This window comes from Nonomuraea candida, from assembly GCF_000725485.1.
In the GTDB taxonomy this organism is placed as follows: domain Bacteria; phylum Actinomycetota; class Actinomycetes; order Streptosporangiales; family Streptosporangiaceae; genus Nonomuraea; species Nonomuraea candida.
In genome coordinates this window covers 23,863-45,948 of the sequence record NZ_JOAG01000009.1, presented here as the reverse complement: position 1 = coordinate 45,948, position 22,086 = coordinate 23,863, and the positions used below count along the sequence as shown (strand labels likewise).

Below are 22,086 nucleotides of genomic sequence, written 5' to 3'. Positions count from 1 at the left end.
TGCAAAGAACATTGCAATTTTGCCTTTTCGCACTATATGTTGCTTCGCAATTGACTTGCAGGGCCATGACCTGGGGAAAGGTGTGTTCGATGACCTTGTTGGCCCGTCTGGACCGGCTCCCGCTAAGCCGTCCACACTACGTCCTGCTCCTGATCGGCGGCCTGGGCTACACCTTCGACGGCATGGACTCCGCCGTCGTCGCGTTCCTGCTGCCGAGCGCGCAGGAGGCCTGGGGCCTGTCCAACGGCCAGCTCGGCTTCATCGGGTCGGCGACACCGTTCGGGTTCCTGTTCGGCGCGACCATCGCGGGCCTGCTCGGCGACCGCATCGGCCGCAAGAAGGTGATGATGTACGCCCTCGCCTTCTACGCCGTCTTCTCGGTGATCGCCGCCTTCGCCCCGAACTACGAGGTGTTCCTGGTGTCCCGGGTGCTGGCCGGCGCCGGCGCGGGGGCGGAGAGCGCGATCATCGCGCCGTTCCTGTCGGAGTTCGTGCCGGCCAAGCGGCGCGGCTGGTTCATCGGGGCGCTGGCCGGGTTCTTCTCGTTCGGCTTCGTGCTGGCGGCGCTGATCGGCCGGTTCGTGGTGCCGACGTTCGACGACGGCTGGCGGATCGCGCAGGTGATCACCGCGCTGCCGATCGTGATGCTGCTGTGGTGGCGCCGCTCGCTGCCGGAGTCGCCGCGCTTCCTGCTCCAGCAGGGCCGTACGGCCGAGGCCGAGCAGGTGGTCGCCGACCTGGAGCGGCGCGTGGAGCGGGCGACCCGGCAACCGCTGCCGCCGGTGCCCGAGACGGCCACCGCCCCCGCCACCGCGAACGCGCCGAAGGTCAACCTGTTCAGCGCGCTGCGCTACCTGTGGAGCCCGGCGATGGCCCGGCGCACGGCGGTGATCTGGCTGATCTGGTTCGTGATCACGTTCTCGTACTACGGGTTCTTCTCCTGGATCCCGACGCTGCTCGTGCAGCGCGGCATCACGGTCACCAAGAGCTTCGAGTTCTCGATCATCATCTATCTGGCGCAGATCCCCGGCTACTTCTCGGCGGCCTGGCTGTCGGAGCGGATGGACCGCAAGAACACGATCGCGCTCTACCTGGCGGGCTCGGCGGTCAGCGCGTTCTGGTTGTCGCAGATGGACTCGCCGGTCATGATCACCATCGCGGGCGCGGTGTTGTCGTTCTTCCTGAACGGCACCTACGCCGGCGTCTACTCCTACACCCCCGAGGTCTTCCCGACCTGGATCCGCGCCACCGGCACCGGCCTGTCGAGCGCCTTCGGGCGCGTCGGCAGCATCCTCGCCCCGACCATCATCGGCCTGTCGGCCGCGAGCCTCGGCTTCGCGGGCGTGTTCGGGCTGACGACGGCGGTGCTGGTCGCCGGGGTGGTGTGCGTGGTCGTGTTCGGCCTGTCCACGGCCGGCCGGTCGCTCGAAGAACTGACGGAACCGACTGCTGAGGAGGCGGCCAAGTGACGGAGCTCAAGGAGCTGGAGGAGAGGGTGCGCCGGGAGGTGGGCGTGCGGTTGTTCACCGTGCTCGCCTGGGTGCCCGAGCGGCGGGCGCTGCGCCGCGTGCACAGCAGCCACCCGGAGCAGTACCCGGTGGGCGGCGAGAAGACCGTCGAGGTCGCCCAGGAGTGGCTGGCCACCTGCATCGAGGGGCGGCAGCCGTACTTCGGCGGGGACAGGGCCGCGGTGCGGGAGATCTTCGCCGACCACGAACTGATCGAGAGCCTGGGCTGCGGCTCGATCATCAACGTGCCCGTCCTCGGCGCGGCCGGCGAGGTGCTCGGCGTGCTGAACATCCTCGACGCCGAGGGCGCCTACGACGACGCCTCCGTGGCCACCGCCCGGTCCATCGCCGACGACTTCGGCAAGGGCCTCGGCAAGGACGCCGCCGCCGCGTTCGCCGGAGGTGCCGCATGAGCCTGCTGCTGCGTGACGCGCTGCTGCTCGACGTGACGACCGGCGAGTACGAGGAGGCCGACCTGCGCTGCGCCGACGGCCGGATCGCCGAGACCGGTCGCGGGCTGACCGTCCCCGACGGCACGACGGTGATCGACCTCGCGGGCGCCCGGGTCGTGCCCGGCCTGATCGACGCGCACGTCCACGTCACCGCCTCCACCGCGAACCTCGGCTCGCTCGGCTCCATGCCGCCCTCGTACGTGACCGCCCACACCGCCCGCATCATGGGCGACATGCTGAGCCGCGGCTTCACCACGGTCAGGGACGCCTCCGGCGCCGACTTCGGGCTGGCCGACGCGCAGGCCGAGGGCCTGATCCGCGGCCCGCGCCTGCTGTTCTGCGGCAAGGGGCTGAGCCAGACCGGCGGCCACGCCGACTTCCGCGGCCGGGGCGAGCACCTCAAGGACGACCACCCGTGCTGCGCGGGCGTCGGCCGGGTCGCCGACGGCGTGGACGCGGTCCGCGCCGCCGCCCGCGACGAGCTGCGCAAGGGCGCGCACCACATCAAGGTCATGGCCTCCGGCGGCGTGGCCTCGCCGACCGACCGCATCGACTCGACCCAGTACTCCATGGACGAGCTGCGCGCGATCGTCGAGGAGGCCGAGGCCGCCAACCGGTACGTCGCCGCCCACGCCTACACCGCCCGCGCCGTCAACCGGGCCCTGGAGGCCGGGGTGCGCTCCATCGAGCACGGCAACCTGCTCGACGACACCAGCGTGGAGCTGTTCCTGCGGCACGAGGCGTTCCTGGTGCCGACGCTCGTGACGTACTGGGCGCTCAAGGAGGAGGGGATGGAGTTCGGGCTGCCGGAGCGGAGCTGGCGCAAGGTGGACGAGGTGCTCGAAGCCGGGCTCGTCGCGCTGGAGCGGGCGTCGCGGGGCGGGGTGCGCATGGCGTACGGGACCGACCTGCTGGGCGGCATGCACCGGCACCAGAACCAGGAGTTCCGGCTGCGGGCCGAGGTGCAGCGGCCGATCGACGTGCTGCGCGCGGCGACCACCGGGGCGGCCGAGCTGGTCGGCATGGCCGGCGAGATCGGCACGCTGGCCGTGGGCGCGCACGCCGACCTGGTCGTGCTCGACGGGGACCCGCTGGAGGACATCGGCGTCCTGGCCGACCCGAAGCACGTGCGCCACGTCGTCCAGGCGGGCGCCCTCGTCTGAGGCTCGCGGGCACGGCGTCGTGCCGTCCGGACGGGCGTTCTCCGGGTGACCCGGGCAGGTGCCCCGTGCGCCGTCCGGGCGGGCGCCCTCGTGCGGCGCTTCCCGGCGCGCGTACCGTTGGGTGGGTGACGACGCTCGCGCGCACCGCCCTGGTCGTCGCCGCGGTGCTGATCCTGCTGCTGGGGCTGCTCTGGGTGTTCCAGCGCAGGCTCATCTACCTGCCGGACACCGCCCCCGTGCCGCCGGCCGCCGCAGTGCTCCCGGGGGCGCGCGACGTCACGTTCACCACCCGCGACGGCCTGCGGCTGTCCGCCTGGCACGTGCCCGGCGACCACGACGTGACCGTGCTGGTCATGGGCGGCAACGCGGGCAACCGGCTGCACCGGGCGCCGCTGGCCAGGGCGCTGGCGGCGCACGGGCTGCCGGTCCTGCTCATGGACTACCGGGGCTACGGCGGCAACCCGGGCAGCCCCACGGAGGAGGGCCTGCTCCTCGACGCCGAGGCCGCCCGCGACCTCCTCGGGAGCGGGCCGGTGATCTACTTCGGGGAGAGCCTGGGCGCCGCCGTGGCGACCGGGCTCGCGCTGCGGCGCCCGCCGGACGGGCTGGTGCTGCGCTCGCCGTTCACCGACCTGGCCGCCGCCGGTCAGGTCAACTACCCCTTCCTCCCGGTACGCGCGCTGCTGCGCGACCGCTTCCCCGTCGCCCGTGACGTCCCCCGGGTCAAGGCCCCGGTCGTGGTCGTCTACGGCACCGGCGACACGATCGTGCCGCCTGACCTGAGCCGCTCGGTGGCCGCGGCCGCGCGGGCGACGACCGTGGAGGTGGCCGGGGCCGGGCACAACGACCTGGTGCTGCTCAACGGCCGCGAGCTGGTGGCCGCGGTGGTGGACCTGGCCGGCCGCGTACGCGGCACGGGCGACACGGGTGGTGGCACGAGCGGCACGGGCGGCACGGGCGGCACGGGCGGCACGGGCCGGCCGTAAGCGGAAGCTCGTCCTCGACGGCATCGCGGCGCGGCCCGCGCCCGCGTAAGCTCCACACGTGATCCCCTTACGCATCGTCATCACCGCAGTGGCGACGGCGGGCGCGCTGGCCGTCGCGGGAGTCCTGGTCTTCGGCGGCGACGGCGGCGGCGCCGAGCCGGCGCGCGAACGCCTGGTGGTGGCCGCGGCCACCGGCTCCGGCCCGAGCGTGCTGGTCGATCGCGCGGGCACGGTCCTTGAGGAGTTCACCGGCGACTGCGCCGCCAGCCGCCACGTCTACGTCTGCGAGCGGGTGCGCGCCGAGCTGGCCGCGAGCGATCCCGGGCTGGTGTCGCGGCCCGGCCTGACGATCAAAACGGCGATCGACCCGCGCGCCCAGGAGGCCGCCCGGCAGGCCATCGAGCGCCACGTCGGCCGCGACGGCCGGCACCTCGCCCTCCAGGCGATGGTCGTTCCGGGCAGCGGCGAGATCAGGGCGCTGGCCACCAGCCAGGGTGATCCGCGCGGTTTCGTCACGGCCTTCCAGCAGGGCGCCACGGCGATGGTCTACCCGCTGGCCGCCGCGTTGGAGCGGGGCCTGCGCTACGGCGACGGCTTCCCCCACACCGGCTCCTACCGGTCGGCCGGCTACACGTCGTTCAAGAACTGCGCGGGACAGAACGTCGCCGACCCCACCCACTCGGTGCTCAACGCCGAGAGCGGCGGTCAGGGCGGCTTCACCACGCTGGAGACGGGCACGTCTGCGGCGGAGAACACGTTCTTCATGAAGCTGACCGAGCGCGTCGGGCTGTGCGAGAGCGTCAGCATGGCCAAGCGGCTCGGGCTGGCCCGCGCCGACGGCTCGCCCCTGCGGGAATATCCGACGTTCGCGCTCGGCGTCAACGAGGTCGACCCGGTCACGGTGGCCGGCACGTACGCCACCCTCGCCGCGCGCGGCCTGCGCTGCGCGCCCAGGGTGGTCACGGAGGTCACCGGCCCCGGCCTGAGCCGGTCCTTCCCCGCGCGGTGCGAGCAGGTGCTGGAGGCGCCGGTCGCCGACGCCGTCACGGGGATCCTGGCCCGGGCGCTGGCCGAGAGCCCGCTCAAGGGCCTCGGCCGCGACGCGGCGGGCATGACCGGGACGACGGCCGGCTATGAGAGCGCCATGTACGCCGGCTACACCCCCGACCTGGCCGCCGCCGTCAGCCTCGGCCACGCCCAGGACGTCCGGCAGGACGAGCCCGGCGACCCCGGGAACGTCCCGCAGGACAAGCCCGCCGCCCCCGTCCGGCCGGACAGGCTGGTCGACGTCACCATCGCGGGCGAGCACCACGAGCGTGTCACCGGGACATCCGTCCCGGGCCCCATCTGGAAAGACTCCATGAAGGCCGCCCTCGACGGCACCGAGGCCACGTCCTTCACCCCACCCGACACCGCCCGGTTCGGCGGGTGCAGCGAGGCCTGCGCCAACTGACCGCGAGCCCGGAGGTCCGATGAGACCCGTGGATCGTGCAGAGTACCTCGGATACACCCCCGTCACCGAGAGCCGCCGGCTGATCGCGAACGGCCTGCCCAAGGAGCTGCCCGAGACGCTCGGCGGCCGGCACCGCTTCAGCCCGCTCTCCCTGTACGTCGGCCACCGCCTGGCCGCCACGGCCTTCGCCAGGCTCGACGGCGTGGGCCTGTTCTGGCTGGACGTGTGGCTGCTGTCCCCCAAGCGCGGTGGACGCTGGAGCCTGCGTACGGGCGCCACGACCGCGGCCGACTTCGCCGACGAGGACGTGCTGCGCCCGCGCCCCGCCGCCTCCCTGCTGGGCGGTCTGGCCCGGCCCGAGGGCAACGTTCGTCACAACGTGAGCCCGGTGCCGTGGCTGCGCCGTCCCCGCCGCTGGGCCGCCTACGGCATCGTGCGGCTGCCGGCCGAGGTGGGGGCCGTACGGGTCGGCGGGCGGATCGTCGTCGTCCCCGAGCACGGCCTGCAGGCGTTCGCCTGGCCGGCCGCGCGCAAGGGGGTGGAGCTGGACCTGCTCGACCACCTCGGCGCCCGCCTGTCCACCCTGACCCTCCGCTGACGCCGGACCCTCCGCTGACGCCGGACCCGGCCGCGCGCGCACCCGGCGATCGCTCGGGTGCGGGACGGTCAGAACGTCTGCCAGGTCGTCTCCGTGACGCGGCAGGGCCCGCCCCGGTGCACCCGCAGCCGCCCGGCGGGCAGGTCGAGGCCGATCGTGGCGATGGTCTCCCAGCGCTGGTGGATCGGCTGGGTGAGGTCGGGGTGGGCGCAGACGGGCGCGCCGTCGGGCTCGTGGCCGAGCATGGCCAGCGCCCGCCCGTGCAGGTCCGCGCCGCGCAGGCCGGCGACGTTCTCCTCCAGGTGGCGCAGCCGGCGGTAGGTGCCGGGCCGGTCGTTGGCGTGCCGCTCCCCCGCCGCCAGGCCGTCGTCCAGGAAGTGGTTGCAGTGCAGCAGGACGCCGCCGGGGCGCGGCGGGATGACCGCCACGCCGGCCGGGGAGATCTCGATGGAGGCCGCCTCCGTCTCCGTGACGACCGTGATGACGGTCGAGGCCGACACCCGCGCGGAGCGGGCGATCTCGGCGGCCTGCGCCACCGTGTCCGCCTCGTCGAGGATGCGGCGGGCGATCAGGTGCACGGGCACGCCGATGTCGGCGCTGTCGGAGCGGTGGCGCAGGAGGTTGAAGTGCACGCCGAGCCCGGCCGTGGTGACGCCGATCTTGGCCAGCGCCCCCGCTTCGGTGAACGTGCGCACGACGCGGCCGGAGCCGTGCTCGTACTCCCACAACACGGGCGCGTCGCGCAGGTGGTCGTGCCAGTCCCAGGTCTGCACCGTACGCGGCGGGCCGTCCGGCGGCAGCACCACGGACGTCGAGCACTCGCCCTCCCCCGCCACGCCGGGCGCGCCCGTCATGTCGATGGCCGCCAGGATCTCGGTGCGGGCGTTGACCACGGCGACCTGCCAGGGCTCCAGCCCGGCGCCGGCCGCGATCTCCGCCATCTCGTCCGCCAGCCCGGGCGCCCACGCGGCCGAGCGCTCCAGCGCCCGCTCGCCCCACGCGCGCACCTGCGCGTCGCCGGCGCCGGCCACCCTGAACAGCTCGGTGTAGCCGGCGAGGTTGGCGGTGATCCGCGGGGCCAGCCGGCTGCCGAGTTCCTTGCCCCGGATCCGGGGATGGCTGGAGGTGAAAGTGGGGAATGTCATGACCTGTCCATCGAGTCGGCGGCACCGCGGGAGCTGCGCGGCGGAGGAGTCGCTGACGCGGGCGCACCGCCCGGCGTCGCTCTGAACAGTACGCACGCGTACCCGCCGATCTCCTACCCGGGCCCGCCGCAGGCGGAACCTCTCCTCCCGGCACGCCGGCCCGCGCCACCCCGCCGGGCGCGGAGCCCGGCGCGGCGGCGGGCACGACCGGTCAGTTGAAGGTGACGTCGCTGCAGAAGTAGTAGCTCTGAAGCAGGGAGGTCTCCCACCTGCAAAGACTCCTGCGTAACCCTTCTGAGCTGGGCCGATGCCTACTTAAACGATCTCAACAGATCTCGGTCAATCTTGGCGCGTTGTGCCCTCTGTGTGCCCTGACTTGAGACGGCCTGTCTCCCGAGCCCAGTCCTCGATGTGCTTCCACCACCACCAGTCGCGGCCGGAGATCTTTCCTCGCGGCTCCGGGAACTTGGCCACGTTGACCCACTCCTTCGCCGAGCGCCGGCGCCAGACGACAACCGTGTTCTCTGATACGCCCAACCTCTCTGCGATGGCGTCCACTCCGACCGGTACCCAGGGCGCTTTCGGCTCCTCATTCATGCTGCGAGTGTAAGCCCATTCTGTACGACTGTCGCCTATGGACAGTCATTCAAGGAGAGTCGTCTCTCCAGGGTTGACGGGTGTCATCGGTCAGCGTACGGTCGGAGACAGCAAAACGGGCCTGCCCGGTGTGCGACCACCGAACAGGCCCTTGATCACCAACCTGCCTACAACAGGGAGATGACCCATGGGCAACCTTACGCCCAACGCCGATCACACCCGCATCGACTTCGACCCCGAGACGCTCACGCCCGCCCAGCTTGCGGGCCGCGCGTGCGTCGTCTGCGGCAACGAGAACGGCAACCTCAAGGCGATGGAGTTGTACGCCCACGAGGGCGGCGAGACGTGGCTGTACGCCTGCTCCTGCGCCGACCCCGTCACTCAGGCCCGCTCCACCACCGACGCGGCCCTGCAGCACCTCCAGGACCTCATGGCGAACGGCATGGACGTCGGGCTGAGCCGGGAGTTCATCGAGGCGTTCACCGTCGAGATGTCCGCCACCAGGGCCAAGGCGGACCAGTTGAGCGCGGACATCGACGCTTTCGCCGAGAGGGCCAAGGTCGCGGAGGGCCACCTGCTCAAGGCGTTCACCTGGGGCAACCTGGCTGCCGCGCAGATCGCCCACGACCTCAACATGTCCGGCAGCGACATGCACGCGATGACCGAGGATCGGGACAGCGTGTTCACCGTCGCCGAGCGCGAGCAGCTCACCGCCGCGCTGAACTCCGTTCTCGACGCGCGCCGGGGTGCCACGGTCGCGGGTTGGAAGCCCGCGCCGATGCCGTTCGACTCCGAGGGGCGCTGCGACGACCCCTCGTGCATCTCCTGCCGCACCTCGACCGTCAAGGCGACGGCATGAGCTGCCGGTTCCCCTGGTGCTCGCGCGACCACAGCAAACAGCCGCGCGAGCACCGTACCGCCCCCGTCGAGCTTGGCGACCTGGCTGTGATCGCCATCCTGATCGACGGGCACCAGGACGAGCCTGACGGCCTGGTCCGGCTCGCCTACGCGGAACCGCGCATGCTGATCGAGTTCCGGCCCGCGGTTGCCGATGAAGTCGCCTACGTTCTCGACCGGATCGAGGGCGAGCACGCCGGCCGGGTGGCCGCCGCCGTACGGGGCGCCGCCCGCACTCTGATGGAGGCTCGGGGGTGGGATCTGTGACCACGATGACTGAGGCGCCCTACAGGGTGCCGCACCCGTGCCCGGTGCCGTGGTGCGAGGCGGACCACGTCATCCACCCGGACGAGCCGCACTGCGGCGATTCGGAGGAGTTCACCGTCACGGTCGACGCGGGCTGCATGGGCGTCTCCTTCCGGAAGGAGGGCTTCCTGGTGGGCCTGGAGGAGGCCAGGCACAACGGTGAGGTGATGGTGACCTTCGTCGGGATCAGCGCCAGCGCGCACATGTTCCCCCTGTCGGAGGCGCGGCGTCTGGCCGAGTACCTGGCGAAGATCTGCGACGAGGCGGACAGCGCGTAGGCTGTCCTCATCCTCGCCGAGCCCCCGTCACCTCCCCTTGGTGGCGGGGGCTCTTTCGTTCCCTGGCCGGTTCTCGTTCGGTTCTGAAGCGGTTCCTTCACGGTTGTCGAACCCTCCCAAGCACCTCTTCGTGGCGCGAAGAAGAGGTACGTGGGGGAGTACGGTTCCTGGTGGTCGCGTGTCCGGTCGCGAGCTGGTCGCGTCCACGGTCGCCGGCCGCGACCAAGTTGACCTGGAATCGGCGACCACTCGTGGTCGGTTTCGTGGTCACGGATGTGGTCACGAACGGCGTCACATGCTTTTCGCGTCCATGCAGGTCAAGCCCGTGATTTTGGTCGCGCTTCGGTCGCCTGGTTGGTCGCGGACACCGGCCGTGGTCGCGACCGGTTCGTGACTCGATCCGCGACCGGTCTCGTGACCTCCGGCGTGACACTCGGCGGACACTTCATCGACGCCGGCGCCGACACTTCGTGGTCGCGGAATGGTCGCGTCCACCTCATGGAAGTCAGGCGCTTTCCGCTGCCCTGTACCGGCCCGGTACCCCCTCCGTACAGGGGCGGTACAGGCGGGGCGACACCGCTGCCGACACTCGCACCGACACCTGTCCTCGGGTGTCGCTCCGGGGTGGCGCCACCCCTGGTGCTGTGACGGTGCTGTGACGAAGTTCCCGTGTTAGTCGGGTGACCTCGGACGACCTAACACGGTTAGTGATCTAGCATCCAGGTTACCCGTCTGCGTAGCCTTGCTGACCTGCGGATTGTTAGCCGGTTAGCCGGTTAGCTGGTGTTAGCTGAGGTCGTCGAGGTGCCCTCCCGCGCGCTACGCGGAGGGAGGCTCTACGACCCTTCCAGAGCCCGTTTTAAGGGGTGCAGGCGACCTAACTCCGCTCGCCTCCCTGGCCTCCCTGGGAGGGAGTTTGGCTGCTCAGCGTGATGGAGGAGGGTCAGGGAGGCGGTGAGGGAGTTCTCCCTGCCTCCCTGCCTGCCTCCCTCCAGCCGACAACGGAAGTTGTCACGCGCGTAACGGGGCCGTGCGCGCGTTACGTAACGGGTCTGCGTTGGAGGCTCAAGGCAGGGTCAAGTCCTGGACCTTGAGGCTCAAGAGCGGCTCAAGAACGACCTCCTGAGGCTCAAGTCCTTGACCCTCGGCCGCAGGCTCTTGAGGCACCTCTTGACCCTCTCCGAGACCCCCTAGCCAGGGCCTAGGAGTAGACGTCGAGAGTCTAGGAGCTAGACGGCCGGCCTAGGAAGCTAGGGGCTCGCACCCTGGGAAAACGCGCTCCTAGACGGCCTAGAGGGGGCGACGGTGGCCGCTACCCCTGGTCGTCCTTCGGCCAGGACTCCTTGGGAGGTACGCGGCGGGTTCGGCTTCCTGGCAGGTGCCGCCCCCGGAGTGCGTACTGGCCCGGTCGCAGCGAGCGCCAGGACCGGTCGAAGTCCTGCGGCGCGATCCGTGCCCTCCCGGGGGCGGCGCTTGGTGGCCCCACCCTGCCTTTCCTCCACGGGTGGGGCCGGTGGCCCGGCGGACCGTTCTAACACCGGGCCGTCTGCGGGGGTGGCCCCGCCACACCTCAAGGGCGGGGCCACCCGGCCCTCCGGCTGCCGGGAGCTCATCCTTCCCAGCGCCCCGGAGGGGGTCTTGCGTTGCCCTGCCCCGAACCCGGGCTCCCCTGGGCGAAAGCTGGGGGCAGGGCCTTCCCCTCCGGGTGGCGATGCTCTGCGGTCTGAGCTCCCGAAAGGGGGTTGTGCGCCCGGCTCCCGGCGCGTGTGCCCGCCGGGAGTCGGGCCGTTCAGGTGGCGTCGCCGCCGGTGAGAGCCTCGCGGGCCAGGTCGGGATACTTCCGCACCAGCTCCTGGAGGCGGCGCTTGTCGTCCTTCCGGGTCCTCTTGGGCGTCAGGTCGTCCGTCAGAGGCGGCTTAGCGGGCGGCCGGCGGTTACGGCGGATCTGCGCCCTGAACTCGGCCAGCATGCGGCGCATCTCGTTGCGGTGCGTCCACTGGCGGGCGAGGTCCTCGATGCTGCCCGCCTCCCGGATCGCGGCTGCCAGGCCGCGCTCCAGGGCGTCCGGGTCGCAGCCGGCGTCGAGCGCCTGCTGATGCAGCAGCCGGATGTCGTCCGGGGTGACCGGCTCCTTGTGGTCGATCCAGTCCGGGTCATAGCTGGTTTCGTCAGGCACGATCTGCTCCACCTGGTGTTCTCCACGCCCGCGGCGCGGGCATGTGGTGCTGCCGTTGTCGTCCGCCCACCCGTCCGCGGTGGGGTGCAGCTCGGCGCCGCACGCCAGGCACAGGGGGTTGCCGCTCACGCCTGTTCCTCCCACTCCCAGATCTTGATCTGGTTCTGGGCGGCGGCCCTGCGCATCTCCTCCTCGGTGGTGGCCCACACCTGCTGCAGGCACCCGTACTCGATCGCGTCAGGGGGAAGCCGGCGGTAGAGGAGGGCGTGGTAGCCCTCCTCGTCCAGCCATGTCGCGTACGACATGAGGTCGCGGGGCTGCGGTCCGGTGGCCGGCGCGGGCCGGTCGGGGCCGGTCATTGCTCACGTCCCAGCAGTCCGAGCTCCAGGAGCGCCCAGCCGAGGTCCACCGCGTCGTCCGGCGCGAGCCGCACGATGTGCGTCCCGCCGAGGCCGACGTGCACCTCGGGCCGGTCTTCGTCCAGGGCCTGCAGAAGGTCGGCCCACACCGTCTTCGCCTGGCCCAGGGGCCTGTCCAGGGGAACCACGCACACGATGCCGTGATGCTGCTCATGCGCGTCGTGCGCCGAGGTGCACCAGGGCGGGCAGCCGGCCGGGGGGTGGGCGATCATCGCGTGCCGCCGCTCTCCGCCGCCGGGGACGGCATGTTCCGCAGCAGGGACGACTGCCACGCCAGCGAATCCGCGAGCGTGCCGCCGTCCTGCTTCTGGACGGTTCCGACGACGCCGGCCTCATGCATCTCCGGCGTGATCGCGGCCAGCAGCACCGCGACCCACCACTCCCGGCCCGCGTCGTCGCGGCGCCGCTCGATGTGCCAGCCGGGATAGGAGGCGCGCAGCTGCTCCAGCGTGCGGATCGCATGCTGCTCGCGGGCCGCGCCCAAGCGGGCCGCGAACGCTGCCCGCGCGACCGCCTGCTGGATCTCCTGGCCGCTCAGGTTGGGGATCTCGACGGCCGGCCGACACCCGGTCACGGTGTCGGGGCCGGCCGGCCTGCTCGTGGGGGCGCCCGTGCCAGGCACCGGGGCGGGCGCTCGCATCGGGGGAACGGACCCGTGACTGTCCATGTCAGGACCGTAGAAACTGGGCTTCGCGCAGGCCAGGATGTTGCGGAATGTTGCGGCGATTAGTGCCTGTGGAGCTCGCCAAGCACATCGAGAACGAGTTCACGCGCCGCCTGGCCCTTCCGCGCCACGGTGGCCAACCGCTCGAACATCCGGGTGTAGAGCTCAACCTCCCGTGGTCGCGTGACCTCCAAGCTTGCGGTGGGAGTCTCCAGCGTCACCATGGCATCGTCGTAGATCCAGAAGCCGGTCGAGGCAACACAGGGGCGCTCGATCATCAGGGGGATGATGCGCAGCGAGACGTGCGGGTGTGACATGACCGTCAGCAGCCGCTCAAGCTGCTCCGCCTGCACGTCGGCTGTCCCGAACCAGGTCCGTAACGCCTGCTCCTCCAAGAGCACGTCGAAGCGTTTGCCCCGGGAGTGGATCACGCGTTGCCGGTCCATGCGAGCGTCCACCGCCTCGTCGAGGTCGTTGGGCGCGTCGAGGAAGCCGAACCAGAACGTGAGCATCGCCCGCGCATACGCTGGCGTCTGGAAGAGACCTGGGATGACGTTGTGTTCGTAGATCCGAAAACGCCTGGTGCGCTCGTACAGCGGGACGGGGGCCCGCATCAGGCGCTTCATGCCTGCTCGGGTCTGGCGGCGCAACTCCTGGTACATCGTCTGGATGGCGCGGACGGTGGCGACAAGGTCAGGTATCTGGTCTTCAGCCCGGCAGATGCGGCACCAGATGCGGATCTCTTCCTCCGTGGCGACCTTCACGCCGTGTTCCATGCGGCTGACCTTGGTGAAGTGCCAGCCTGCTTGCGCGGCGAGGGCGCGGCCGGTGAGGGCCGCGCCCTGACGGATCTCCCGTAGGCGGATGCCGAGTTCTTCGGCGACCTGCTGTGCTGGGCTAGGTGGGCGAGTAGTCACGGTGAGGGATGGCGAGCTTCCAGACGTCGGCGAACGCGTCCTCGCAGGCCGCGATGTCGAGGGGATCGGTGGAGCTGATCATCTCGCGCACGAGACCGTTGCCTACGTAGGTCAGGAACACGACTACGCGCCCGTCAAAGACGTAGAAGTCGTTCGCGGGGATCAGGACGATGCCGCCCGGTTCAGTGAGCCGGTGACGCGGCACCCAGCGGATGTCCTCGCCGGCATCAACCATGGGATGGGCGATGCTGTGGGACCAGCGCTGGTAGTTGCTCAGGGGCTCTGAGACGATCCGTGCGCGGCGTACGGATCGCCCGGCGGCTGTGTGCTCCCGGAGCGTCGCGCACCAGTCCTGGAGCCATTCGAGGTCGTCGGGTTCGCCGGCTTCCCACTTCGCCATGTGCGGCAGTTCGACTGCCGTGCCGTAGGCGTCGCGAGTCTCCAGATGGATGGCCTCGCGCTGGAAGCTGCCGAGCAGACTCTCGAACTCATCGTCAGAGACGATCATGCCCCGTCCCGGAAGAACGGGACCAGCCGGTCGGGGATCTCGACAGCGGTCTCCCCCTCGGGGATGTTCATCTGTCGGAGAGCGTCATCGTCTGTGACCACCCATCCCTGCACGACCCAGCTCCCCCGGTCTGTCCGGTAGAGCGTCGGCGACTGAGTCGGGTTGCTCTCGGGGTCCTTCGCGACGAACGTGAGGCGCATGCTCGCTCCTGTGGGGTTGCGGTGTGTTGCGCCCTCAGATCGTCTTTCGGCACCACTGGCTCGTCAAGGCATGACGCGAGGAGAAGTCCCGCCGACCTCGCGCGCACGCGCGTAGACCTGTCCGGAAAGTCCGGAAACTCCCCGCGCGTATGCGCGCGAGGAGCCTCTCGAAACTCCCAGAATCACCGCCAAACAGACAGGCCGAACCTCTCCGCCCACTCGTCGATCAGCGCCGGCCGCTCGACCAGCTCCCGCCACGGCGGCGGCTCCTCGAACCCGAGCGCCTCAACGATCTCCACCAGGCGCACCCGGCAGCGCGCCGCCTCGACGTCCCCGCCGAGCGCCGCCGCGTAGTACGTGATAGCCACCAGGCCGTGAGCCTCCTGCCGCAGCGCGGCCACGTCCGCCGAACCCCTACGCCTCCTCACGCCACCACACCACGCACGCCGTACGAGCCGCGAGCAGCCCCACGGCGCTGCGGCCGGTTAAGGTCGTCCCCGCCCTCGACCAGACCGGACGGGAGCCGCAGCGACGCCTGCAGCCGCGCCAGCGTGAGCGACTGCTGCCGCTGCTCGACGATCAGTGGGTGCGTGACCAAGTCACCCTTGCTGTTCTCGACCGTCTGAGGCGCGTTCTGCAGCTCCTCAGCGATCAAATCCAGCCGATCCACGCACCGAACCGCCTGCAAAAGCAGCAGTTCCTCATGCGCGTCCAAATCCAGATCATTCATGATCGAATTCCACAACTTGCGGCCCGACCTGCCCGAACCCTTCGGTGGCGGCGGAGTCTTGCGGTCGTTCACGGGCACCTCCCATGGTGCGTTTTAGGTCTCAGGGGATCGGAAGCGCTATGCCGATACGGGCTCGCGCGGAAACGATCAAGGGGGGATGCCCCTGGGTGATCTCGGCTCGCTGATCGTCGATCATGTGTCGCCGATCAGTCCTGGATGCGCTTCCTCTGTCCTCTGCCTGCGTCGCTTGGCGTGGTACGCGCGGATGCCTGCGACCTTCTGCGCGTTGGTGCGCTGCGTGTGATGCGGCTTGCACAGCAGCCGGAGGTTCGACAGGTCGTGGTCGGCGGGGTCTCCGATGTGGTCGACTTCGAGGTCTTGGCCGGAGCCGCAGATCCTGCCGTGCTCGATCCATTGGCACACGCGGTCGCGTGTCTTGACCTGCTGGACTCTGGCCGGCCAATCGACAGGCCGCGGGCTGCTGCGCCATGAGCCGTTCTCTACGCGGTCACGCGGGTTCTTCTGTATGCGCCTGGTCATGAGGTTCCTTCCTTGTGTAGGGCGGACCGACTCCCCAGTCATGGAGAGTCGGTCCGCTTGGCTGCCACGACGTACGAGGCTGAAAGGAGGAAAGGGCCTGTACGTCTGCCTCCTCTCGGGTCACCATTCCGAGCCGTCTACTGCCATGCGGTTGTGGAGCCGTACACGCCGTCGAGCTGGTCGCGTAGGAAGCTGTTGAAGGCGTCGGCCACTGCCGGGTCTGACACTGGCTTGCCTGCGGGCACGAGGGACTCGGAGGGGTACGGGTCGGCGGCCGGCGCCGCTGGCGGGTCGGGAAGTGTGAAGCCCCGGTATTGCCTGGCCTGGTGCCAGGCTCGGATGGGGTCGTTCACGCGGCACCCCCCTGGGTCTCTTCTGTGGCGAGTCGGTCTATGTCGGCGTCGGTCATACGGCTGAGTTCGGGGGCCCTGCTGTGGCCGCAGATCATCTGGTCCTGCATGCGCACTTGGGGGGTGTCGGCGTCGAGGAGGTCGCCGAGCTGCTGGGCGGTGGCTCGCATGTCGGGGTGGTGGTCGAGGTAGTCGCGGACGATGCCGCCCCACTTCTGCGCGCCGAGGTCGGTCTTGCACTGGTCCCATGCGCGGGCGAAGATGGCGCGTTCGAGCAGGGTGTCTCCGAGCCGGCGGGCGGTGGCCATGAGCTGTTCGGCGTCGGCAACCCGGTTGATGGCGTTGGCCCGTTCGGTGCAGGCGCGGAGTTCTCGCGCGGCCTGGATGGGGTCTCCGTCTTCGGGGCGGATGCCGAGCAGCGTGCGCTGCCCCTTGTGTACGGCTGCGGTGTAGCGGTTCTCCCCGTCTTGCCGGAGCGCGCTGATCGCTGCTCGCTCTTGGGCGTCGAGGACGGCCAGCTTGCGGCGGATACCTTCGGGGCTGTTTCGCTTGTCTTCGCGGATGCGCTTGGCTTTGGCGGCGTTGGTCTGCTTGAGCCGGAGGATCGCCTCGCGGGTCTGCTTGTCGAGCGGCACGTTAGGAGCCTCCTGGTCGGGCTGGTGGGCGGGTCCGGTACATCTCGGCGTCTGCGCGGGAGATGGTCCATCGGCCGTTGCTTCTGGTGGCGTCGAGCTGGCCGCGGTTGATCGCTTTGCGGATCCCGGACGGGCTGATGCCGATCAGGTCTGCGGCCTGCTGTGTGGTCAGTTCCAACGGTGGCGGTTGTCTCGTCGTGTCCGCTACGGCGGTCCCGTTCGCGGGACTGGCGCCGTGGCGGTTGTGCCAGTCTGCGGCGAGTACGCCCATGTGGAGGAGTGTCTGCGTGATCTCGTCGTCTACGAGGGCGGCGTACCGGGTTCGGAGCTGGCGGAGGTCGGCGTACTTGTCGAGCCATGCGCAGGCGCGGGCGGAGATGACGACGGCCGGCCCGTCGAGCCCGACGACGGCGGTGGTGCGGCGGGGCGCGTCGGTCATGCGGCGGCCGGCCCGTCGTCGGGGAGGTCGTCGTCGCAGTAGTAGCCCGTCCGCTGGTAGTTGCGCCCGCGGGTGCGGATCCGCCAGACGGCGATCTGCTGGCAGGCGCGCTGCCCGTTGAGGGCGCGGGCGAGGATAGAGCCGCATCGGTGGACCCCTGGGTATCCGTGGTCGTACGGGGCGAGCGGCCACCCGCCCGCGCTGTGGTCGGTCGTCGTGGTGGTCCGCTTGCAGGTCATGAGGTCGCCTGCCACTCGTCAAGCGTGGCGGCCAGGAAGGTTCCGCTCGCCTGGCAAGGGTGACCCTCGGGCGTGCGGTGGTACCGAACGACGTCATCGATGCGGCGTGCGATCTCGCGGTGGCATCCGGGGCAGTTCACCCGCGTCATGAAGTGGATGAGCCGCTGTTCCATCTCTGGCATGGTGATGTCGAGGTGGTCGGCGAGCATGGTCAGTGCGGTCACGAGTTCTCCTGTTCACGGGCCTTGCGGCGGAGTTTGTAGTTCTTCTGCTGGCATGAGGTGCCGCACCACTTCGACGGCAGCTTGATCGGGGTGTACGACTTCCCGCAGTGCCCGCACTTCTGCTTGGGGAGCTTCCGCTTGGCGGGCTTGCGAACGGAGCGCGATTTGCTCGGTGCTGGCTCGCGCGACGGAGTGCCCTCAACCTGGAGTTGGCCCGGGTGGATCTCGGGAGGGGGTTCGCCATTTTTGGTCAACCTCGCCCCGTCATCCTGGGGGAGGGTGTCGCCTTTTTTGGTGGCCTTCGGTGGCGCACCATCTCCCCCGGGAGCCCCTTCGCCATTTTTGGTTAACCTCGCCAATGCCGACCTGTCGATGTGTTCCGCGATGGAGAAGACGTCGCGGGTTCCCTGGCCCCATTTCTCATCTCTGGTCTCCAGCACGCCAAGTAGGTGCAACTCATCCAGGCCGCGTTCGACGGTGGTCCTGGGGAGCTTCAACCCGTTCTTGACGTCGCCAACGGGCTTTGGTCCCTCCTTGAAGAGGTAGGCGAGGATGCGACGACGGAGAGGGGGCAGGCTGTCTCCCGCGCACCGGGCCGCAACAGCGAAGGCGTGGGCCCGGTCCATCCCGAGGGCGATCCCGCCGCGCACGATCTGTGCGAGCTGCTTCGTGAAGCGGGTCGGCATCTCGGGTGCGTGGGCATAGACGACCTTCGGCCCTTCGCGCTCGACGGCGGTCCGAGCGAGGGTGACGACGTCCGCCAGGTCGAGCAGGCTCTCCATCTCTCGATCGGTCAACTCGATGACTGTGCCCCGCTCCACGGAACCGATCAGCTCACCTACCAGCTTGCGCAGTTCCTCTCGCATGGCGACCTCATAGCCGACGTTCCTGAGCGCCTGAAGGCCGGCCTCGCGACGGTTCTCAGTGGAGTCGATGCGGACGAGAACGAACCGGTCGCCCATGCTGGAGATCACCGCATGAGCGGAGTCCCATGCCGTCGTAACCGCTCCGATGACGGCAATCTTTCCGCGCCAGGAAAGCGTCTTGCCCCCTTCGGTTCCGACCTCACGGTTCCATCGGCCGTCGTACACCTCGCGGAGCGCAGCCAGCACTTCGGCCCTGGAGTCACGCGACATGCTGATGATCGTGGTCACGTCCTTGACAACCAACAGCCCCGTGGAGCCGAGCTTGCACAACAGGCCACCTGTCGCGTCTGCCGCCCGGTCCTTCTCGCTCGTTCCGGACAGGAGCGCTGCCTCACCTGAGATCGTTGACACGACCAGGGCACCAGCACCCTCCAGCGGCATCACGGTCTCGGTCTTGGCCGCTCCGGACCCGGACAGCACCAGGAGCCAGCACGGGTCACCTTTGAGCCTCTCGGCAGCGGCGGCGGACAGGACGGCGTCGAGGGCATCGAGGTCGTACTTGTCGCCGAACCACTTCCTGTAGGCACCCCTAACCGTCTCCAGGAGTTCACCAAATTTGGCGGAGGGGGTCTCAGGGTCGCTCACGCGCTCCTCCTGTTCGTGATGCGGAACGCGTCGGCCACCGTCCGGGCGGCCTGTCGCTCGTCGAATCCGTTGCCGAACTGCATCGACCGGTACAGCTCGTGTAGCTCCTGCTCGGTGGCGCCGTTCTCGACAGCTCGGCAGGCGGCCCAGAACAGGGCTTGGTTCCTCCCGGGCTTAGTCTTGCCGGACAACCAGGTGGCGAGGTGGTCGACGCCGGTGCCGTTGCTGGCGCGCAGGCGGGTGACCTGTACGGGCTTGGGCGGGTCGAGGAACGACCTCACCTCAGACCAGTTGAGTTGGTTCCGCGCGCCTGGACGCTCGGTGATGAGCGTGTACGCCCGTCCCTGAACGACGGACGGCGGCATGAGGATGTATCCGCCCGCCGCCTTGAAGTCGAGGTGGTGCTTGCGCAGACTTCCGCACGCCTGGTCGGTGCCGACGTACATGGCGTGGATGCCGCCCGAGGGCGTGCCGTTGATGGCGTACGGCTCAGGCAGCAGACCCGCGGCCTTGCACCGGTTGAACGCCGGCCATCCGGTGCCGTCCGGCTTCTGATCGACGTCGAGCACGTCGAACGTGTCCCGGCCGGTCGGGATCGCGATGTTCGCGTCGGGCTCAGACGTCCACCACCACGAGACCAACTCAATGTCGGTGGTGGCGTTGTGCAGGCCGTTAGGAGCGAACCGGCCGATCGGCCGCTTCCCCCCCGGGATGCAGGGGAATACCGGCCAACCCTGGCCCACATAGGTCAGGGCAGCGGCGAGCCTCTTGTGCTCGGTCACGCGGCCACCCCCTGCTGGCCGCGGTAGACCCTGGCGACGACGATCCACACGCGCTTGCCGCACCTGGAACGGCGTACGCCTTGTACGGCGCGCATCGCCGAGTCTTCGTCGGAGGCGCTGCGGAGGTGCCCCTGATGCCCGTACCCGCAGTGCTCGCACCTGTAGGCGAACCACCAGGTGCGCCGGCCGCGGTGAGGCGCGTACAGGGAGACGTGCGCGGCGGGGTAGCGGCGGCGGCTAAGGGCATGGCTTAAGTCGTAGCCACGCTGTACTCTGGCGGTGTCTTCGGCGACCTGATGGTCGTTCTCGGCCCTGGCGGGAGTTGCCGCTCCCCCAGGGTCGTTTTGTGTCTTCGGCGTGTTCATCGGGCAGCACCACCACACTGCTGCTTCTGCTGCTTCCAGTAGGACTCAACGTCCTTCCAGTCGTAGCGGACGTGGCGCCCCACCATGCCGAAGTCGGGGCCCTTGCGCTGGTAGCGCCACTGTCTGAGGGTGGCCTCAGGGATGCCGAGAAAGTCGGCGACCTCCTGAGGCGTGGCCAGGTTCCGCCTGACCTGCTCGCTGTACTTAACAGACATGAATTGCTCCCTATTAGGGACTGATCGCAACCTGTCTGGAAGCGTCTCAGCATGGCTTGCTACCTGTCAAGTTGGCATGGGATGCTCCCTATATGGCAGCAGTAGACGAGCCGAAACCTACTCGGCGCACGAACGAGGTCGGCCCCACTGGGGCACAGGTGGCAGAGAACCTGAGGCGTGTCAGGACCGCCCGTGGGCTCTCGACGGCTCGCCTCTCAAAGCTCCTGACTGACGTCGGGCGCCCCATCCAGCCGACCGGAATCACGAAGATCGAGAAGAAGGAACGGAAGGTTGACGTTGATGACCTCGTGGCGCTTGCTGCAGCCCTCCGGGTGAATCCCTCCGCTCTCCTGCTACCGCCCACGACCGCAGGAGAGGTCGAGTTGACTGGAGTCGGTGTCGTGCCTGCTGACATCGCCTGGAGGTGGGCGGACGGTGAGGGTCCGATCGCGATGGGAAGCGATGGCGAGCGGTACAGCGCCGTGTTCCTCGACTTCCTACTGCATGCGCGGCCTGAAGGCCGGCGAGACTTGGCGGTGGAGTGATGAGCGTCTACGACAGGTGGCACAAGACCCGGCCCAAGCCAGGCGAGGCCAAGTGCAAGTGCAGGCCCGCCAAGGTGCCGACCGCCGAGCATGGAATCGGCATGCGGTGGCAGGTCCGCTGGCGCGATGAGGCCGGCGAGCAGCAGAAGCTCAACTTCGAGACGAAGCCTGCGGCTGAGCGGAAGGACGCCCAGATCAAGGCGAGCTTGGATCGGGGCGACTACATCGACCCGAGCGCCGGCCGCGTCACACTGGCCGCGTACGCGCGGCAGTGGCGAGCCGGGATCACCGGCGACCCTACGACGTTGGAGCGCACCGACAGCCGACTCGCGTGGATCTGCGACAAACCGATCGGCGAGCAGGCGTTAGCCGTGCTGGCGAAAAGGCCCTCCCTGGTGCAGGCGTGGGTCAAGGACATGGAGGCGGCCGGGCTGCAGCCGTCCACCATCAAGGGCATCATGGGCGTGGCCTCCTCGGTGTTTGACGCGGCGATAGACGACCAGGTGATAGGCCGCAACCCGGTTCAGGCCAAGTCCGTCAAGTCGCCGAAGGTCGTCCGCAAGAAGGTCGTGCCGTGGACACTCGATCAGGTCGAAGCAGTCGACCAGGCGCTGCCCGACCGGTTCGCACCGATGACGATCCTCGGCGCCGGCTGCGCGCACCGGCAGGGCGAGCTCTTCGGCATCGCGCTCGACGACGTCGATTTCCTCGGCCGCGAGGTGCACGTTCTCCGTCAGGTGCGGCTCATCGAGAAGCAACTGGTCTTCTCGCCGCCGAAGGGCGGGAAGACGCGCACGGTGCCGCTGCCGGAGGCGGTCGGCCTGCGACTGTCGGCGCACATCGCTGCGTTCCCGCCGGTCGAGGTGACGCTGCCCTGGCTGCGGCCGGGCGGGAAGCCGGTGACGGCCGCGCTGCTGTTCGTGGGCGAGGACGGGAAGGTGCTGCATCGCTGCTGCTTCAACCGGGTATGGCGGGCCGGCCTCCAGGGGGCGGGGGTGCCAGTCTGCCGGGAGAACGGCATGCACGCGCTACGGCACACCGCGGCAAGCGCGTGGCTAGCTGCCGGCGTGGACATCCGCACGGTGGCGGAGTACTTGGGGCACGCTGACCCAGGGTTCACGCTGCGGACGTACACGCACCTGATGCCGGACGCGGCGGACCGCGCCCGGCGGGCGATGGACACGTTCTTCGCACGGGGCACTTCTGAGGTGTCGAGTGCCCTGGTTGTGCCCTAGGCGGGAACT

General features: G+C 69.7%; 31 protein-coding genes. 11 read left to right on the top strand and 20 right to left on the bottom strand.

What is annotated here, in order from left to right; all coding sequences use genetic code 11:
- Window positions 1–89 precede the first annotated feature (89 nt).
- The 6 genes from IO39_RS08575 (at window position 90) to IO39_RS08550 (ending at window position 6,160) form a co-directional block, all read left to right on the top strand.
- Window positions 90–1,469 carry an MFS transporter gene (locus IO39_RS08575; RefSeq protein WP_043618802.1) on the top strand — a complete coding sequence of 460 codons (1,380 nt, stop codon included), beginning with the start codon at window positions 90–92 and terminating at the stop codon, window positions 1,467–1,469.
- The gene (locus IO39_RS08570) at window positions 1,466–1,921 is read left to right on the top strand and encodes a GAF domain-containing protein (protein ID WP_211266939.1); all 456 of its coding nucleotides are present in this window, start codon (window positions 1,466–1,468) and stop codon (window positions 1,919–1,921) included. Before IO39_RS08575 ends, IO39_RS08570 begins: the two co-directional genes overlap by 4 nt.
- Window positions 1,918–3,123, top strand: coding sequence for a metal-dependent hydrolase family protein (locus IO39_RS08565; RefSeq protein ID WP_043618799.1), 1,206 nt, complete (start codon window positions 1,918–1,920; stop codon window positions 3,121–3,123). The genes IO39_RS08570 and IO39_RS08565 overlap by 4 nt, the downstream gene beginning before the upstream one ends.
- 125 nt (window positions 3,124–3,248) lie before the next feature.
- A complete protein-coding gene (locus IO39_RS08560) occupies window positions 3,249–4,109 on the top strand; it encodes an alpha/beta hydrolase (protein WP_063765237.1) in 861 nt (286 codons plus the stop codon).
- 58 nt (window positions 4,110–4,167) lie between these two features.
- Window positions 4,168–5,562: a penicillin-binding protein 1A gene (locus IO39_RS08555; protein ID WP_157548056.1), complete on the top strand. Its 1,395-nt coding sequence runs from the start codon at window positions 4,168–4,170 to the stop codon at window positions 5,560–5,562.
- A gap of 28 nt (window positions 5,563–5,590) precedes the next feature.
- Window positions 5,591–6,160 carry a hypothetical protein gene (locus IO39_RS08550; RefSeq protein WP_043618795.1) on the top strand — a complete coding sequence of 190 codons (570 nt, stop codon included), beginning with the start codon at window positions 5,591–5,593 and terminating at the stop codon, window positions 6,158–6,160.
- Window positions 6,161–6,228: 68 nt separating this feature from the next.
- Here the strand turns inward: IO39_RS08550 and IO39_RS08545 are convergent, their stop codons facing one another.
- Complete coding sequence (locus IO39_RS08545; RefSeq protein ID WP_043618792.1) at window positions 6,229–7,305, bottom strand: C45 family autoproteolytic acyltransferase/hydrolase; 1,077 nt, start codon at window positions 7,303–7,305, stop codon at window positions 6,229–6,231.
- A gap of 339 nt (window positions 7,306–7,644) precedes the next feature.
- Window positions 7,645–7,902 (bottom strand): hypothetical protein, encoded by a 258-nt coding sequence (locus IO39_RS54185; RefSeq protein ID WP_157548054.1) that lies wholly within the window; start codon window positions 7,900–7,902, stop codon window positions 7,645–7,647.
- 187 nt (window positions 7,903–8,089) lie between these two features.
- Here IO39_RS54185 and IO39_RS08535 point away from each other — a divergent pair, with 187 nt between their 5' ends.
- The 3 genes from IO39_RS08535 to IO39_RS08525 are packed head-to-tail and all read left to right on the top strand — an operon-like array spanning window position 8,090 to window position 9,383.
- The gene (locus IO39_RS08535; RefSeq protein ID WP_043618786.1) at window positions 8,090–8,761 is read left to right on the top strand and encodes a hypothetical protein; all 672 of its coding nucleotides are present in this window, start codon (window positions 8,090–8,092) and stop codon (window positions 8,759–8,761) included.
- On the top strand, window positions 8,758–9,066 hold the full coding sequence (locus IO39_RS08530; protein WP_157548052.1) for a hypothetical protein: 309 nt from the start codon (window positions 8,758–8,760) through the stop codon (window positions 9,064–9,066). Before IO39_RS08535 ends, IO39_RS08530 begins: the two co-directional genes overlap by 4 nt.
- The gene (locus IO39_RS08525) at window positions 9,063–9,383 is read left to right on the top strand and encodes a hypothetical protein (RefSeq protein ID WP_043618780.1); all 321 of its coding nucleotides are present in this window, start codon (window positions 9,063–9,065) and stop codon (window positions 9,381–9,383) included. The genes IO39_RS08530 and IO39_RS08525 overlap by 4 nt, the downstream gene beginning before the upstream one ends.
- 1,789 nt (window positions 9,384–11,172) lie before the next feature.
- Here IO39_RS08525 and IO39_RS08515 read toward each other — a convergent pair.
- The 18 genes from IO39_RS08515 to IO39_RS08430 all read right to left on the bottom strand — a co-directional run bounded on the left by IO39_RS08515 (window position 11,173) and on the right by IO39_RS08430 (window position 20,297).
- The gene (locus IO39_RS08515) at window positions 11,173–11,688 is read right to left on the bottom strand and encodes a hypothetical protein (protein WP_043618774.1); all 516 of its coding nucleotides are present in this window, start codon (window positions 11,686–11,688) and stop codon (window positions 11,173–11,175) included.
- Window positions 11,685–11,918 (bottom strand): hypothetical protein, encoded by a 234-nt coding sequence (locus IO39_RS08510; protein ID WP_043618771.1) that lies wholly within the window; start codon window positions 11,916–11,918, stop codon window positions 11,685–11,687. Before IO39_RS08510 ends, IO39_RS08515 begins: the two co-directional genes overlap by 4 nt.
- Window positions 11,915–12,190, bottom strand: coding sequence for a hypothetical protein (locus IO39_RS08505; protein WP_043618768.1), 276 nt, complete (start codon window positions 12,188–12,190; stop codon window positions 11,915–11,917). Before IO39_RS08505 ends, IO39_RS08510 begins: the two co-directional genes overlap by 4 nt.
- Window positions 12,187–12,645, bottom strand: coding sequence for a hypothetical protein (locus IO39_RS08500; RefSeq protein WP_157548048.1), 459 nt, complete (start codon window positions 12,643–12,645; stop codon window positions 12,187–12,189). Before IO39_RS08500 ends, IO39_RS08505 begins: the two co-directional genes overlap by 4 nt.
- A 59-nt stretch (window positions 12,646–12,704) precedes the next feature.
- Window positions 12,705–13,559 carry a helix-turn-helix domain-containing protein gene (locus IO39_RS08495; protein WP_043618762.1) on the bottom strand — a complete coding sequence of 285 codons (855 nt, stop codon included), beginning with the start codon at window positions 13,557–13,559 and terminating at the stop codon, window positions 12,705–12,707.
- On the bottom strand, window positions 13,540–14,067 hold the full coding sequence (locus IO39_RS08490) for a DUF6879 family protein (protein ID WP_043618759.1): 528 nt from the start codon (window positions 14,065–14,067) through the stop codon (window positions 13,540–13,542). Before IO39_RS08490 ends, IO39_RS08495 begins: the two co-directional genes overlap by 20 nt.
- The gene (locus tag IO39_RS08485) at window positions 14,064–14,267 is read right to left on the bottom strand and encodes a hypothetical protein (RefSeq protein ID WP_043618756.1); all 204 of its coding nucleotides are present in this window, start codon (window positions 14,265–14,267) and stop codon (window positions 14,064–14,066) included. The genes IO39_RS08490 and IO39_RS08485 overlap by 4 nt, the downstream gene beginning before the upstream one ends.
- 182 nt (window positions 14,268–14,449) lie before the next feature.
- The gene (locus tag IO39_RS08480; RefSeq protein ID WP_157548046.1) at window positions 14,450–14,695 is read right to left on the bottom strand and encodes a hypothetical protein; all 246 of its coding nucleotides are present in this window, start codon (window positions 14,693–14,695) and stop codon (window positions 14,450–14,452) included.
- The gene (locus tag IO39_RS08475; protein ID WP_211266938.1) at window positions 14,692–15,069 is read right to left on the bottom strand and encodes a hypothetical protein; all 378 of its coding nucleotides are present in this window, start codon (window positions 15,067–15,069) and stop codon (window positions 14,692–14,694) included. Before IO39_RS08475 ends, IO39_RS08480 begins: the two co-directional genes overlap by 4 nt.
- A 120-nt stretch (window positions 15,070–15,189) precedes the next feature.
- Complete coding sequence (locus IO39_RS08470) at window positions 15,190–15,537, bottom strand: HNH endonuclease signature motif containing protein (RefSeq protein ID WP_157548044.1); 348 nt, start codon at window positions 15,535–15,537, stop codon at window positions 15,190–15,192.
- Window positions 15,538–15,674: 137 nt separating this feature from the next.
- On the bottom strand, window positions 15,675–15,890 hold the full coding sequence (locus IO39_RS54180) for a hypothetical protein (RefSeq protein WP_157548042.1): 216 nt from the start codon (window positions 15,888–15,890) through the stop codon (window positions 15,675–15,677).
- Window positions 15,887–16,522: a hypothetical protein gene (locus IO39_RS08465; RefSeq protein ID WP_043618751.1), complete on the bottom strand. Its 636-nt coding sequence runs from the start codon at window positions 16,520–16,522 to the stop codon at window positions 15,887–15,889. The genes IO39_RS54180 and IO39_RS08465 overlap by 4 nt, the downstream gene beginning before the upstream one ends.
- Before the next feature lies 1 nt (window position 16,523).
- The gene (locus IO39_RS55965; RefSeq protein ID WP_043618748.1) at window positions 16,524–16,961 is read right to left on the bottom strand and encodes a helix-turn-helix domain-containing protein; all 438 of its coding nucleotides are present in this window, start codon (window positions 16,959–16,961) and stop codon (window positions 16,524–16,526) included.
- Window positions 16,958–17,215 (bottom strand): hypothetical protein, encoded by a 258-nt coding sequence (locus IO39_RS55960; RefSeq protein ID WP_169789033.1) that lies wholly within the window; start codon window positions 17,213–17,215, stop codon window positions 16,958–16,960. The genes IO39_RS55965 and IO39_RS55960 overlap by 4 nt, the downstream gene beginning before the upstream one ends.
- Window positions 17,197–17,424: a hypothetical protein gene (locus IO39_RS54175; RefSeq protein WP_043618743.1), complete on the bottom strand. Its 228-nt coding sequence runs from the start codon at window positions 17,422–17,424 to the stop codon at window positions 17,197–17,199. The genes IO39_RS55960 and IO39_RS54175 overlap by 19 nt, the downstream gene beginning before the upstream one ends.
- Complete coding sequence (locus IO39_RS08445; protein ID WP_052422605.1) at window positions 17,421–18,935, bottom strand: winged helix-turn-helix domain-containing protein; 1,515 nt, start codon at window positions 18,933–18,935, stop codon at window positions 17,421–17,423. Before IO39_RS08445 ends, IO39_RS54175 begins: the two co-directional genes overlap by 4 nt.
- Window positions 18,932–19,717 (bottom strand): bifunctional DNA primase/polymerase, encoded by a 786-nt coding sequence (locus tag IO39_RS08440; protein ID WP_169789032.1) that lies wholly within the window; start codon window positions 19,715–19,717, stop codon window positions 18,932–18,934. Before IO39_RS08440 ends, IO39_RS08445 begins: the two co-directional genes overlap by 4 nt.
- 361 nt (window positions 19,718–20,078) lie before the next feature.
- The gene (locus IO39_RS08430; protein WP_043618737.1) at window positions 20,079–20,297 is read right to left on the bottom strand and encodes a helix-turn-helix domain-containing protein; all 219 of its coding nucleotides are present in this window, start codon (window positions 20,295–20,297) and stop codon (window positions 20,079–20,081) included.
- 92 nt (window positions 20,298–20,389) lie between these two features.
- Between IO39_RS08430 and IO39_RS51845 the strand changes: the two genes are divergently transcribed.
- Both IO39_RS51845 and IO39_RS08420 read left to right on the top strand, forming a co-directional pair.
- Window positions 20,390–20,842, top strand: a complete 453-nt coding sequence (locus IO39_RS51845; protein ID WP_157548040.1) for a helix-turn-helix domain-containing protein — start codon at window positions 20,390–20,392, stop codon at window positions 20,840–20,842.
- The gene (locus IO39_RS08420; protein WP_043619263.1) at window positions 20,842–22,077 is read left to right on the top strand and encodes a site-specific integrase; all 1,236 of its coding nucleotides are present in this window, start codon (window positions 20,842–20,844) and stop codon (window positions 22,075–22,077) included. The genes IO39_RS51845 and IO39_RS08420 overlap by 1 nt, the downstream gene beginning before the upstream one ends.
- Window positions 22,078–22,086 lie beyond the last annotated feature (9 nt).

Excerpts from the sequence above, each read along its gene's own strand:
- IO39_RS08575 (WP_043618802.1), top strand. The coding sequence starts at position 90 with ATGACCTTGTTGGCCCGTCTGGACCGGCTCCCGCTAAGCCGTCCACAC.
- IO39_RS08565 (WP_043618799.1), top strand. The coding sequence starts at position 1,918 with ATGAGCCTGCTGCTGCGTGACGCGCTGCTGCTCGACGTGACGACCGGC.
- IO39_RS08545 (WP_043618792.1), bottom strand. The coding sequence starts at position 7,305 with ATGACATTCCCCACTTTCACCTCCAGCCATCCCCGGATCCGGGGCAAG.
- IO39_RS54185 (WP_157548054.1), bottom strand. The coding sequence starts at position 7,902 with ATGAATGAGGAGCCGAAAGCGCCCTGGGTACCGGTCGGAGTGGACGCC.
- IO39_RS08535 (WP_043618786.1), top strand. The coding sequence starts at position 8,090 with ATGGGCAACCTTACGCCCAACGCCGATCACACCCGCATCGACTTCGAC.
- IO39_RS08530 (WP_157548052.1), top strand. The coding sequence starts at position 8,758 with ATGAGCTGCCGGTTCCCCTGGTGCTCGCGCGACCACAGCAAACAGCCG.
- IO39_RS08510 (WP_043618771.1), bottom strand. The coding sequence starts at position 11,918 with ATGACCGGCCCCGACCGGCCCGCGCCGGCCACCGGACCGCAGCCCCGC.
- IO39_RS08505 (WP_043618768.1), bottom strand. The coding sequence starts at position 12,190 with ATGATCGCCCACCCCCCGGCCGGCTGCCCGCCCTGGTGCACCTCGGCG.
- IO39_RS08500 (WP_157548048.1), bottom strand. The coding sequence starts at position 12,645 with ATGGACAGTCACGGGTCCGTTCCCCCGATGCGAGCGCCCGCCCCGGTG.
- IO39_RS08490 (WP_043618759.1), bottom strand. The coding sequence starts at position 14,067 with ATGATCGTCTCTGACGATGAGTTCGAGAGTCTGCTCGGCAGCTTCCAG.
- IO39_RS08485 (WP_043618756.1), bottom strand. The coding sequence starts at position 14,267 with ATGCGCCTCACGTTCGTCGCGAAGGACCCCGAGAGCAACCCGACTCAG.
- IO39_RS08470 (WP_157548044.1), bottom strand. The coding sequence starts at position 15,537 with ATGACCAGGCGCATACAGAAGAACCCGCGTGACCGCGTAGAGAACGGC.
- IO39_RS55965 (WP_043618748.1), bottom strand. The coding sequence starts at position 16,961 with ATGACCGACGCGCCCCGCCGCACCACCGCCGTCGTCGGGCTCGACGGG.
- IO39_RS08430 (WP_043618737.1), bottom strand. The coding sequence starts at position 20,297 with ATGTCTGTTAAGTACAGCGAGCAGGTCAGGCGGAACCTGGCCACGCCT.
- IO39_RS51845 (WP_157548040.1), top strand. The coding sequence starts at position 20,390 with ATGGCAGCAGTAGACGAGCCGAAACCTACTCGGCGCACGAACGAGGTC.
- IO39_RS08420 (WP_043619263.1), top strand. The coding sequence starts at position 20,842 with ATGAGCGTCTACGACAGGTGGCACAAGACCCGGCCCAAGCCAGGCGAG.